The sequence below is a fragment of the Chryseobacterium sp. PvR013 genome (genome assembly GCF_017833095.1).
GTDB classification, from domain to species: domain Bacteria; phylum Bacteroidota; class Bacteroidia; order Flavobacteriales; family Weeksellaceae; genus Chryseobacterium; species Chryseobacterium culicis_A.
In genome coordinates this window covers 1,278,575-1,291,290 of record NZ_JAFIBT010000001.1, presented here as the reverse complement: position 1 = coordinate 1,291,290, position 12,716 = coordinate 1,278,575, and the positions used below count along the sequence as shown (strand labels likewise).

The 12,716-nt window shown below is 35.5% G+C and carries 13 protein-coding genes; 3 read left to right on the top strand and 10 right to left on the bottom strand.

Features of this window, described 5'->3' with window-relative positions; all coding sequences use genetic code 11:
* Positions 1-39 precede the first annotated feature (39 nt).
* The 7 genes from JOE44_RS05870 to JOE44_RS05840 all read right to left on the bottom strand — a co-directional run bounded on the left by JOE44_RS05870 (position 40) and on the right by JOE44_RS05840 (position 7,216).
* Positions 40-699 carry a YggS family pyridoxal phosphate-dependent enzyme gene (locus tag JOE44_RS05870; protein WP_209784752.1) on the bottom strand — a complete coding sequence of 220 codons (660 nt, stop codon included), beginning with the start codon at positions 697-699 and terminating at the stop codon, positions 40-42.
* A 73-nt stretch (positions 700-772) separates the two neighbouring features.
* On the bottom strand, positions 773-1,639 hold the full coding sequence (locus JOE44_RS05865; RefSeq protein WP_209784751.1) for a polysaccharide deacetylase family protein: 867 nt from the start codon (positions 1,637-1,639) through the stop codon (positions 773-775).
* Between the two features lie 297 nt (positions 1,640-1,936).
* A complete protein-coding gene (locus JOE44_RS05860) occupies positions 1,937-2,665 on the bottom strand; it encodes a DUF72 domain-containing protein (RefSeq protein ID WP_209784750.1) in 729 nt (242 codons plus the stop codon).
* A gap of 4 nt (positions 2,666-2,669) precedes the next feature.
* Positions 2,670-5,531 (bottom strand): heavy metal translocating P-type ATPase, encoded by a 2,862-nt coding sequence (locus JOE44_RS05855; protein WP_209784749.1) that lies wholly within the window; start codon positions 5,529-5,531, stop codon positions 2,670-2,672.
* 221 nt (positions 5,532-5,752) lie between these two features.
* On the bottom strand, positions 5,753-6,313 hold the full coding sequence (locus JOE44_RS05850; RefSeq protein ID WP_209784748.1) for an AraC family transcriptional regulator: 561 nt from the start codon (positions 6,311-6,313) through the stop codon (positions 5,753-5,755).
* On the bottom strand, positions 6,310-6,705 hold the full coding sequence (locus tag JOE44_RS05845) for a hotdog domain-containing protein (protein WP_105682595.1): 396 nt from the start codon (positions 6,703-6,705) through the stop codon (positions 6,310-6,312). Before JOE44_RS05845 ends, JOE44_RS05850 begins: the two co-directional genes overlap by 4 nt.
* A gap of 97 nt (positions 6,706-6,802) precedes the next feature.
* Entirely contained in the window at positions 6,803-7,216 is a 414-nt protein-coding gene (locus JOE44_RS05840; protein WP_209784747.1) for a DUF6157 family protein, read from the bottom strand.
* A 344-nt stretch (positions 7,217-7,560) separates the two neighbouring features.
* On the opposite strand from JOE44_RS05840, the gene JOE44_RS05835 reads away from it, so the two are divergent.
* Together JOE44_RS05835 and JOE44_RS05830 are read left to right on the top strand one after the other, a co-directional pair.
* A complete protein-coding gene (locus JOE44_RS05835) occupies positions 7,561-7,920 on the top strand; it encodes an RNA-binding protein (RefSeq protein ID WP_105682593.1) in 360 nt (119 codons plus the stop codon).
* 138 nt (positions 7,921-8,058) lie between these two features.
* Positions 8,059-8,817: a hypothetical protein gene (locus tag JOE44_RS05830; RefSeq protein ID WP_209784746.1), complete on the top strand. Its 759-nt coding sequence runs from the start codon at positions 8,059-8,061 to the stop codon at positions 8,815-8,817.
* Positions 8,818-8,880: 63 nt separating this feature from the next.
* Here the strand turns inward: JOE44_RS05830 and JOE44_RS05825 are convergent, their stop codons facing one another.
* Genes JOE44_RS05825 through JOE44_RS05815 form a run of 3 tightly spaced genes read right to left on the bottom strand, consistent with a single transcriptional unit; the run spans position 8,881 to position 11,800 of the window.
* A complete protein-coding gene (locus tag JOE44_RS05825; protein ID WP_209784745.1) occupies positions 8,881-10,665 on the bottom strand; it encodes a DUF4153 domain-containing protein in 1,785 nt (594 codons plus the stop codon).
* A 26-nt stretch (positions 10,666-10,691) separates the two neighbouring features.
* Complete coding sequence (locus JOE44_RS05820; protein WP_209784744.1) at positions 10,692-11,189, bottom strand: BlaI/MecI/CopY family transcriptional regulator; 498 nt, start codon at positions 11,187-11,189, stop codon at positions 10,692-10,694.
* A gap of 8 nt (positions 11,190-11,197) precedes the next feature.
* Entirely contained in the window at positions 11,198-11,800 is a 603-nt protein-coding gene (locus JOE44_RS05815; RefSeq protein ID WP_209784743.1) for a phosphatase PAP2 family protein, read from the bottom strand.
* 199 nt (positions 11,801-11,999) lie between these two features.
* On the opposite strand from JOE44_RS05815, the gene JOE44_RS05810 reads away from it, so the two are divergent.
* Positions 12,000-12,431, top strand: coding sequence for an NIPSNAP family protein (locus JOE44_RS05810; protein ID WP_209784742.1), 432 nt, complete (start codon positions 12,000-12,002; stop codon positions 12,429-12,431).
* Positions 12,432-12,716: the final 285 nt, after the last annotated feature.

Genomic DNA, 12,716 nt, shown 5'->3' with positions numbered 1-12,716 from the left:
TTTTGTTTCAATTATTAGCAAAAACTGTACCTAAATATTCTATTTTGAGTAGTCTCTTCTCCCAAAAATCGCAGATCCAACCCTCACAGAGTTAGCACCACACTCGATCGCTATAGGGAAATCATCACTCATTCCCATTGATAAGGTGTTTGCAGTTTTTAATTGATTTAATTCGTCAAAAAGACTCTTCAAGGTTAAAAATTCATTTTTTACCTGCTGCTCATCATCCGTGAATGTTGCCATTCCCATTAAGCCGGTAATTTCAACATGGGGAAACTTACCTTCAAGATATTGCTGGTAAGCATCTTTAGCCTCAGAAATTTCAAGACCGAATTTACTTTCTTCTGCGGCAATTTTTACCTGTAAAAGAACTTTAATGACTCTGTTGTTCTTTCCTGCTTCTTTGTTGATTTCTGTCAATAATTTTTCGGAATCCACACTTTGTACGGTATCTATGAAAGGAGCTATGTATTTTACTTTATTGGTTTGTAAATGACCAATCAGGTGCCATTGGATATCCTGAGGAAGCAGCGGTGCTTTCTCCATCAGTTCCTGTACTTTATTCTCTCCAAAAACTTTTTGTCCGAGATCATACACTTCCTGAACTGCAGAAGCCGGATGTGTTTTCGAAACAGCAACCAGCTGAACACCGGATGGCAGCTGATCTTTTATAGCGTTGTAATTTTCTTTAATACTCATAGATGCAAATTTCCGAAATTTCCCTGACAGTTCCCAGTCATGAATACATTTCCCTTATACTTTTACAGTGAAATTAATTCAAAACCTCATTAATTTTAGGATACTGAGAAATTTTTCTGAAAACAAACTTGTTGCTTCTCTGTAGCTTTTCAATAAACAGATCCAGCTCGTTGATAGAGTCCGCATCTCTCAGATATTGGTCATGGGTAAGGAAAACAAGGTGTCTGGAAGTTTTCTCAAGGTCGTTTAAGAAAATACTGTCCACTTTCTTGATCATGGCTTCATGGCTTCCTTTCAAAGTCATTTTCTGGGAAGGTCTCCATTCGAGATCCCAGCCGATGACTTTATAACCTGCTTTCTTAAGGCCATCTGCTGCTGCAGTAGAACTTTTGATATCAGTTACGTTAATATTGTTGAGTCTCCAGATATTTCTTCCGGGAGTTCTTGCTATTTTATCAGTAAGCTTCAGACTGTCTTTGGCGATATCAAAATCATGGACTACTGATTCAGCATTTTTATAAAAATCTGTGTATTTGTTGTGGGCATGACTAAAGCTATGGTTGGCAAGTTCTACAAGAGGGTTTTGCTTCAGCAGCAGCAGATCATCTTTCTGTTTTTTGCTTCCGTAGGCATGTTTTCCTACCAGAAAGGCGGTTGCACAAACATTTCTTTTGTCCAGGATTTTTAAAAGATTTTCGGTCCCCTGATTGGGGCCGTCATCGAAGGTAAGGTAGATCACTCTTTTATCCGGGTCTACACTTTCATCATCCATTTTAGGGACTATTTCTGCGGAAGGATGTTCCTGTGAACTGACGACGGGGTCGTTATTCACTTCATTTTTAAAATTACAGCTATACAATAAAGCCGAAGTTGCACTCATCAATGCAAACATCCCGAGAAAAGTCGCATTTTTTGACTTTCCCGCAAAAATTTTTCTCATAAAGATAATGGAATTTCAATTGTTAAAAATCGTTAAAAATAACAATTGAAAGTTAACAAATTATATGCCATGCTGTGCAGTTTATTTTCTTTTTAAGTTTATTTTAAGAACTTTATTTTAAAGGCGATTTCCAATAAGAATTGAATTGTAACCTTATGATTTTGTTTTCCTTATTTTTTAACATTTATAAATGTGAAACTAATAGTTTTTCTCTATATATGTTGATGTTTTAATATTCTTCATTGAATGGAGAATTATTTTATTTTAACAAAAAAAAAGATAATTTTTATAGCGTCTTTATTTTAAGATGCTTTTTAAATACAGGGAATTTTTAATAGCTGCTATTCCCCAGGTATTATTGAAGAAAATAAATGAGGTTTGCGTGGTATTTTTAATCTTTTCAGCCAGTGCATCCATAAAATCTTTAGTATATTCTGATTTGTAAAGAACAGGTTTCCCGTGAAGTCTGTAATAAAGTATCTCCGAATGATTAATAATAAGGTCTTCGGGAAGATTGCCGGGAAAACTTACACCTGAGAAAATAATATTATGTTTTTTTAAAAGATCAAATACTTCTTTTTGCCACCATGAGTTGTGTCGGAATTCAATGACGTTCAGGAATCTATGATCCATATTGTCCATGATCCGCTCTGTATTTTCTGCTGTGTTTTTAAAGGAAGGAGGAAGTTGATATAGGAATCCGGAAAGTTTATCCTTCAGACCGTTCTGAATATGGTCGCAGAATAGAGCAATCTCATCTTTGGAATTTTCAAGCCGGTTTTGATGGGTGATGGCTTTTGGGATTTTAATGAAGAATCTGAAATCATCAGGGGTTTCATCATACCATTTCAATAATGTTTTTGAAGTTGGTTTTCTATAAAATGTAGAATTGATTTCTACAGCATTGAACGTTGTTGAATATAAAGAAAGAAAATCTTTACTTTGGGCATTTTCAGGATATAAAGACCCTTTCCAGTCATTATTATAAAATCCCGAACATCCTATGTAAAGATTTTCTTTTGTCATAATGTTATTTTATATCCAGATTCACGGAGTTGAGCCTCAATGAATTCAGTATCACAGACAAGGAACTGAAGCTCATTGCTGCAGCTGCTATCATGGGTGATAAAAGAATTCCAAAGAATGGATACAATAATCCTGCCGCAACCGGAACTCCCAAAACATTATAAATGAATGCAAAGAACAGGTTTTCTTTAATGTTTTTGAGAAGCTTTTCACTCAGTAACTTTGCTTTTGCAACGCCTAAGATATCTCCTTTTAATAAAGTGATCTCAGCACTTTCAATGGCAACATCTGTTCCTGTTCCCATAGCAATTCCCACATCGGATTGGGCCAGGGCAGGAGAGTCATTGATGCCATCTCCGGTCATGGCTACTATTTTACCCTGTTGTTGTAGTTTTTTTACCTCGTTGAGTTTATCTTCAGGAAGGCAGTTGGCTTTGAAATGTTTAATTCCTAATTCATCTGCAACAGCTTTTGCAGTATGTTCGTTGTCTCCTGTCATCATGATGACGTCTATTCCTTCACTCATCAGCTGTTTCACTGCTTTTTTAGAACTTTCTTTGATTTTATCTGTAAAGCTTATGAATCCAAGCACCTGCTGATCCTGTGCGATGTAAGAAATTGTATGTGCCTTTGACTGTACTTCTACAGCTTTCCTTTTTACGTTTTCGGGAATTGTAATCTGATGGGAGGTCAACAGGCTTTCATTTCCTAAGTAAGCAGTCTTATTATTGATTTTTCCTTTTACTCCTTTTCCGGAAATGTTTTCAAACTGATCTACCTTTTCAGCAGTAAGATTCTCTTCCTTTGCTCTTTTTATAACGGCATTGGAAAGTGGATGTTCAGAATTCTGATTCAAAGAAAAAGCAAGCTGTAAAATCTGATGCTGATCACCATTTACGGTTTCAATGTGTTCTACTGAAGGTTTTCCTTCCGTTAAGGTTCCTGTTTTATCAGTGATCAGGACATTCACTTTATTCATTTGTTCAAGGGCTTCTGCATTCTTGATCAGGATTCCGTTTTTAGCACCTTTCCCGATTCCTACCATTAAAGACATGGGAGTGGCGAGCCCAAGGGCACAGGGACATGCTACAATTAAAACTGCCACAGCATTCACAAAGGCAAATAAACTTCTTTTTCCTTCCGGACCGAAAAACTGCCACAGAATAAAAGTAAGGGCAGCGATAAGGATGACCACAGGAACAAAAACTTTTGAAACTTTGTCAGTAAGCTTCTGGATTGGAGCTTTGCTGCGGCTCGCTTCATTGACCATTTTAATGATTTGTGAAAGCAGGGTTTCATCACCTACTTTTTCCGCCTTCATAACGAATACCTGATTGCCGTTTATGGTTCCGGAAGACACTTTATCATCTACATTTTTTTCAACAGGAATAGGTTCTCCCGTGATCATACTTTCGTCAACAATAGAATTACCTTCAATGATTTTTCCGTCTACCGGAATTTTTTCACCAGGTTTTACTTTTAATAAATCTCCTATTTTTACCTGAGAAAGCAGAACTTTCTTTTCTTCACCATTTACGATAAGATTGGCTTCATCGGGAGAAAGATTCATCAATTCTTTAATGGCATTTCCCGTTTTTTTATGAGCTGCTGCCTCCATCAATTGCCCTAAAATAACAAGGGTTAAAATTACACAGACCGCTTCAAAATATAAAGGAATTTCATGATTATGGCCACGAATTTCATGTGGAATGATATCTGGGAAAATTAATGCTACAATACTGAAAATAAATGCTGCAGCTACACCCAGAGCAATAAGACTGAACATGTTAAGATTCCAGGTTTTAAAAGAAACCCAACCTCTTTTTAACAGAAACCAGCCTGAATAAAACATCACCGGAAGCGTTAAAGCAAGTTCAATAAATCCCTGGATCTGATGGGAAAAAGGGAAATTGATAAACATTCCACCCATGGAAAGAATGAAAACGGGAATCGTAAATGCTAATGAAGTAATGAATTTCCTTTTTAATAGAGTATAAGTTTCATCTTCTTCATCTTCACCACTATCTGGCATTCTTACGAGATCCATCCCACAGATCGGGCAGTCTCCGGGTTCATCACGGATGATTTCCGGGTGCATAGGACAAGTGTATTTTGCAGTTTTCTTTTCGGGATACTTTACAAGATCCATTCCGCAAACTGGGCATCCTACATTGGAGTCGTAGGTTTTGTCACCTTCACAATACATCGGGCAGTAATATCTGCCTGCCATTTCATCAGTTACTTTCGGAGCTTCATGATTGTGACTATGATTATGATCATGATGAGAGTGGGAATGAGAATGATGTTGATGCGAACCGGCTTTTTGTACAAGCTCTTCCGTGATGGGTTCTAAATGCATGTGGCAAACCGGGCAATCTCCTTTTTCATCGTACACTTTATTTCCTTCACAAAACATAGGACAATAGTGTTTTCCGATACTGTCTTTAAAGTTTTCCGGAAGATGGGTTGAGGAATAGGTCGGTTTGTGATTAGGGTCTTTGGCCAGTTTTTCTTCAATAGGAACCAGATACATTTTGCAGACAGGACATCTTTCACCCTGTTTGAAATATACTTTATCTCCTTCGCACTCCATTGGACAATAGTATACTGAAGACGGTGATACGCGGTCCTGAGGTTTTACAAAGGTTGTCTCAGGATGATTGGGATCTTCAAGTCTGTATTTTCCTATTTCTGCCAAAGCATCATTTAAAACTGAAAGTTTTACTCCATGCTCAGAAGTGATTGTTGCGGTATTGGTTTCCAGATTTACATCGGCGGTAACCCCATCAACACTGTTCAGTTGATTTGAAATTTTTTTCTGGCAGCCGGAACAGGTCATTCCGAGTATTTTATACTGTTGGTCCATGATTCTTAAATTTATAGTACAAATTTCCAAAATGGAAAACTAAGTCTGTTATAAATTTAAGGATAATAGTTATAAAATTAGGTGGAGTGAAAGAGTTTGAGGGTGGGAGAGTGGGAGAGTGAAAGGGTGGGAGAGTATAAGGGTTTGAGGGTTTGAGTGTTTGTAAGTGTGATTGGAATATTTAACTCCCTTACCCGTAAACGCTCAAACTCTCAAACGTATTAAAGATTGTCAAGCGCTTTGCGATGGTGTTCTTTAAGTTTTTTAAACTCTGTGGGAGTGAATCCTGTTACATTACGGAATTGGGTAGAAAGATGCTGCACACTTTTATAACCAAGTTTTCCCGCAATTTCGGTAAGGTTGAATTCATTATATAGAAGAAGTTCTTTTACCTTTTCAATTTTTTGAAGGATGAAGAACTGCTCTAAGGTGATATTTTCGTTTTGTGAAAACGTTTTTGAAAGAAAACTGTAGTCTTTATGAAATTTTGAGCTTAGAAATTCCGAAAGCAGAAAGTCTTCAGCAATATCAAGGTCACTGATTTTTGCAATAATCAGGTTTTTGATTTTTTCAACAACCTGATGTGCGGAATCCATGATTCTTTCAAAACCCGTATCAAGCAGTGCTTTTTCTATGATCTGCATTTTTTCAGGAGAAATTTCAAATTCTGTTTCTGCTTCACCTAATAAAACGGCAGTTGTTTTTACCTCTGCATTGCGGAAAATGTTTTCCACCGCCGCAATGCATCTGTTGCAGACCATATTTTTTATGAATATCTTCATAGACCGCTGTTTAATCTGTCTTTTACGAATTCAATCTGGGTTTTGCCGTGAGGAGCGGGATTGCCATCTGCGTCAAGGTTTACCATGACAATTCTTTCTACCGTAATAATCGTTTGATGAGTCATTTTGTTTCTTACATCACATCTTAAAGTAATAGAAGAAGATCCGAAATGGGTAGCTTCAATTCCTATTTCTATAATGTCTCCCTGTTTGGCTGAACTTACAAAGTTGATTTCAGAGATGAATTTCGTTACTACTTTTGTATTTTCCAGCTGGATAATAGCGTAAAGGGCAGCTTCTTCATCAATCCATTGAAGGAGTCTTCCTCCGAAAAGCGAATGGTTGGGATTTAAATCTTCGGGTTTTACCCATTTTCTGGTATGGTAGTTCATGTCTTTTAATAATTTGCAGTACAAATTTAGTGTTAAAAGCTGATCTTTTCAAAAGAATAGTATTTATTGATCTGAAAAGAATCATTCATTTTCTCAATCATTTTCTTTTGGAGCGCATTGCTTTGGTTTTAGTTATAGAAGTATCATTCAGTAATATCTGATATTCTTTGTTTTCTACAGGAATCAGAGCGACTTTTCCCTCAGAGTTATGATGGAACCCAAATCCGTATTTTTTGGCTAAAGGAGAACAGCGGAGGCATGGCTGTCCTTTGGAAAAGAATTTTTCTCTTTCTTCTTGCATCTCGTTATCTGAAATATCATTTTTAATAGCATGACACCCAAAAATAATATCGTCTGAAGAATATTGGTAAGGGTGTTGTATGAGCGCTTCATATTGAAGGTTGGCGAGCGTTTTTACTTTTTTTTCAGGAGGAATCTGTGCCATGGAAACCGGGCAGTCTTCAGCAATTTCAATAAAAGTATTGGTGTAATTGGTTGTATATTGTTTCATCTTTTTAATGTTAAATTTTAAAAACTTGAATAATAGAGTGGGTTTGCAAATGTAAAAACAGGATTAAGCTGAATAAATGCCATTTTTTTACGTTAAATGTTAAATAATTTAACGTAATTTTATTTTTGATATAAATTGCTGTATTTCAATTACTTAAACTGTTTTATTGGTGGTTTTAATAGCCTGTACTCAACATAATGTGAGAAATATTTAAAAAAAGCTTTGATTTGAAATTTTTAATTGTATCTTGCATACGTTTATATTTGGAATCAATATTTGTTCATTAATTTATGTTGTTTTTCTTTTATATACCAAATTTTTATTAATTTTTTAATTTATTTAAAATGAACATTTTTGTTTCAAACATCAATTACGCAACTAAAGAGTATGAGTTGCACGATCTATTCGCAGAATTTGGAGATGTATCATCAGCTAAAATCGTTACAGACAGAGAAACTGGTCGTTCCAGAGGTTTCGGTTTCGTAGAGATGGGTGATGAAGAAGGACAGCAAGCTATTGAAGCTCTTAACCAAAAAGAATTCAACGGAAAAACGTTAAACGTATCTGAAGCTAAGCCAAGAGAGGAGAAGCCAAGAAGAAGCTTCGACAACAACAGAGGCGGAGGTTATGGTAATAACAACAACAGAGGCGGAGGCTATGGTGGTAACAACAACCGTGGCGGAGGCGGCGGAAATCGTTGGTAAAAATATGAAGCGGCTTTTTAGCCGCTTTTTTTATGGAATTTAATTTCCAGATAATCATTTAATTATAACTTGGGTTGAAATATTATGATGTTTTGGCATAATTTTAGAAAATTATCAATCAATCAAAAAGTAATTATAATGAAAAAACATTTATTAGCATTTATGATGGTGTTTGGTGGGTTGCTTGTCAACGCACAAAGCATTTATGCGGGACAGACCTTAAGACAGGACAAAAAATATTGGGCGGATAATAATGAGTACTATCTGATCTTTCAGAATGATGGAAATCTTGTATTTTATAACAGATCCGGCGCTCCTGCATGGGAGTCAAAAACTACCAACAGAGGAGTGAAAGCGATTTTCCAAAGAGATGGTAATCTGGTAGTGTATACAAGGGGTAATGGTGTTGCTTTCAGTTCAAATACTGATGGCAAGGGAGCTGATAAATTATCAGTTCAGGATGATGGTAATCTTGTTATCTATAATGGATCCAATCCTTTATGGGCTTCACAGGGAGGTGTCAAAAATAATAATGGCTGGGGTAATGGCGATCGTTATGGTAACAGGGATTATGTATCCACCGGATACAGATTTCGTAAAGATGCCAAATTATATTCTTCAGATGGACGTTATTATTTGGTTTTCCAGGATGATGGTAATCTTGTTTTAGCTAATAGAAATGGAAATGCTATCTGGGCTACAGCTACTGATAACAGAGGAAGTAAAGCGGAATTCCAGGGTGATGGAAACCTGGTAGTATATGATTCTTATAACAGACCAGTGTGGAGCTCAAATACAAACAACAGAGGAGCTGTAAAACTAACAGTTCAAAATGACGGAAACCTGGTGATTTACGGAAGAAATTCCCCAGTATGGAGTTCAGGTACCAATAGATAAAAAACGATTTATATCAATAAAAAAGGCTATCCGCAGGATAGCTTTTTTTATTTTAAAACTTATTTATTTCAATCTTACCAAGAGGTAAACGTTTTCGTAATACATGCTGGCTTTGTCATCATCAGCGTATTTTTCTCTTGTCATTTCACTGAAAATCAGTTTGACATGATACTTGCCCAAATCAGATTCCATAGCGATCTCAGGAACTTTTACATTTCCGTTTTTATTTTTATTTTCCTCAAACAGTCGAATGATCTGTGGTTCAAAATCTATTTCTTCTTTTGAATTTAATTTCAATTTTAATGAGGAGTTTTCGGTCAGTTGATCTACCAGTTCAAACTGGTCGTCATTCAGTTTTTGGGGATCTCTGCTATAACGGTGGAAAGAAATTAAATATTGATAATTTCCGATTTCTACCACCTGTTTTTCAGGAACAAGAACGAGTCTGTTCATTTCATAAGGCCTTTTATTTACCGTAATATTCACGTCTGAAAATTTGTTCTGAATGCTGTAATTTATACTGTAAAATGTACCATCGTTAATGTTATCCGATAATTCAGCCTGGTCTTTTTCGTTCAGTAGAGTGGATAAAAATTCAACTTGCTTTCTTTCGGCCAGAAATTCAAATTTATCAGCAATTTCATTACGGATTGTATCTGTAACTTTTTTCTGAAAATTAATTTTGCCCGCACTAATCAGCTGGTGCTTGTTTAAAATATCCATTAATTCCGCTTTCTGACTTCTTTTAGCAACACTAAAAGCATTAAGATAAGGGAAAATCAATGCAAAAGCCCCAAATAAAAATAAGCTGACCGGAATAAACTTTATCGTAGCCTTTTTGCTGAAAATAAAGTAAATGACAATGCTTAAGAGCCATAGGGCAAGCAGGAGAACGAAATACCTTGGTTCTGTGTAACCATATTCTAAAATTCTGGTGAAAATAGCAGTGAAAAGCAATACGATCAAAGGGGCAATGGTATAATAAAATGCTTTTGAAAATATCCTAACCCAGGATTTTGCATTTTCTTCTTTCAACGGATGAACCAGGAGCAGTGCCAGAATGCCAACGGTACTATATGCTAGAACAAGGTAAGACACCCAGCCTCTGGGAAGCTGCCAGTTGATTAATATTTTAACAGAATAGAAATAAAGAATAGTTACATATATAAGGAGTAATGGAATTAAAATAAACTGAGTGAAAAACTTTAAAACAACAGGATAAGTACCATCTTTCTCAAGGTTATTTAAGCCTTTATCATTAAATAAAAGGAAAATAAAACTGCTTCCAAAAATAGCAAGCACAAAGAAGGTATCCCTGTAAATTCTGTCATGAAAGTTAAAATCAAAAAGTTTATCAACCGCTAAAATGGCTAATTCAACTCCGCCCGTTAAAACTCCTGTAAATACAGCTGTTAGAAAGGTATTGATAAAAAGATTTTTATTGTACTGCCAGAATCTGAGCTCCTTGTCTTTTTCCAGAAACGGAACAAAAGATACCAGTAAATGGGAGAGAAGAGCGATAATAGCAATGATATAAGCGTAGACTTCTGTAAAACGGTTCTTTTTATCAGGCAGAATAAAATAAAAACCTATCAGAAAAAGGATGCCGAGTACATTCAGTATGATTTCTTTTCCTATCCTTTGGGACAGCATTTTTAGGGCAAACATCAGGGAAATCCCCAGACAGGCGCAAATAGTGAATTTTATATAAGAGGCAATTTCATTGAGCTCTGTTTCAACAAGGTATATGGCGCCAATAGAAGCTAATAAAGCCATTGTCAAAATCATGGGATATCGGAAAATGACTTCATTGGCCCGGCTTATGGTTTCCTGGAATTTTGTTTTCATGATTTGGTGTTTTTGAAATTTTTATATTAATCTTTCTTCTTTTTCTTCTTTTTGTCTTTATCCTTATCCTTTTCTTTTTCCTTTGCTTTGGTTTTCTTCTCTTTTTTCGGACTTAAAATTTCTTCAGCAAATTCAAACTTCGGTTCTTCAATTTTTGCGGGTTTAATTTCGATTTTAAGATCAAAATACCCTTTCATGTCTTCCTGGGAGATTAATTTTTCGCTTAATAAAAGTTCCAGAATTTCCTTCCCTGAATTATTAAAAAAGTTATGTGAAAGCTCTTTCAATAGAAATTTTTTATACTCTTCCAAAGGGACAAGTACGCTGTATTTGAAGATTCGTCCTTCTTTTACAGTGGAGAGATAACCCTTTTCAACTAATATTTTCAAATAAGTGGAAACCGTGTTCTGGTGTGGTTTCGGTTCCGGATGCTGCTCCATAACGTCCTTCAGATAGAAAGATTCCATTCTCCAAAACAGCTTCATAAAGTTTTCTTCTGCGGCAGTAAGATGATTTATTTTCATAGAGTATTCTAATGTTGAAATTGAATATTGCAATAAAGATAGATAAAAGATACCAGAAAAGCTATTCCAGCGCCCATAAATACTTCTTGTACGGTGTGTCTCTTTAAAATGATCCGGGTAATTCCGACCAAAATAGCGATTCCCAGCCATGCCAGACCCATTTTCCAGTTAAGCGAGAAAAATAGAGCTGCTACAAATATATTAAACGCTGTATGCATCGAGCTTTTGATAAAAAGATTGCTGATCTGAAGGGCGAAAAGCAGCACCAAAATAAAAAGCATGACAAGGTCAATATACCCGGTTTTGATATAATGGAAAATAAGATAAGCAATCACACACACGGCAATAAATATGTAGAGTGTTTTCCTTTGAACCCTGTTGGAGACATCCATATTGGTGTATCTTCCTGTTTTCACATTCCATACCAGCCAGATGATCACCGGAATGATGATCATTAATAATATAGGAAGAAAATACAGCATAGAATCTTTAAAGGTGTATTCCCTAACGCTCATGTATACAAAGAAAATGATCAGAGAGACCAATGGATTAAAAAAATCAGAAATGACTTTTGAAATTTTGTGTAGTAATGAAGACTGTTTTTCTTCCATAATCAGGTTTAAAAATCAAATATACCATTATCACCTCAAAAAACAAGGGCAGGCGGTGGAACAGGAAGAATGAAACAATGAGGAAAGTGATTTAATATCAGGAGGTTTTGATGTAAAAATGTTTTTTATCTCTTTATATTCATATTAAATTTTGCAGAAAATATTTAATTTTAATTCATCAGTTTTAATCATTATTATAATGAAACATCTCATCACATTATTATTATTTATCATATCAGTCCACATCGCTTTTGGTCAAAAGGTTTCCGAAGGAAATACTTCTGCACTACAACCTGTACATCAATTAAGAATCTATGAAGTTCCAAAAGAAAATAAACAGGTTTTTCTGGACCGTTTCAGAGATCATGCCCTGAGAATAATGAAAAAATATGACTTTACCATTGTAACCATTTGGGAATCGGAGTTCGCAGATAAAACAGAATTTGTTTACCTGCTGGAATGGAAAGATGAAGCAACGATGAAAACAGCCTGGGAAGGATTTATGGCGGATAAGGAATGGAAGGAGATCAAAGCAAGAACAGCAAAGCAATATGGTAACTTCGTTAATGAAATTGAAGACAGAACTCTGAGACTTACCGATTTTTCTACGGAAAAGAAGCTGTTGAAATAACCAAAAGGTATGTTAACAATAATTAAAAATGAAAGTTGCCAGCAAGCAGGTATAAAGAAATCCTGATGTTTTATTCTTATTTATTATTTTATAAAACTCAGATAAATAGGGATTTTTTATACATACTGTCGTTGGAAAATGGTGGAGTGAACGTGGTTTTATTGAGACATCAGGGGCTCGAAAATTAAGAATAATCCATTCAGCCCGCAAATAGATTTTACAGAAAAATCGAAAAGTTATCTATGTATAGAATAAAAACAAAGTTTTTTTCATAATTTTGCTCAA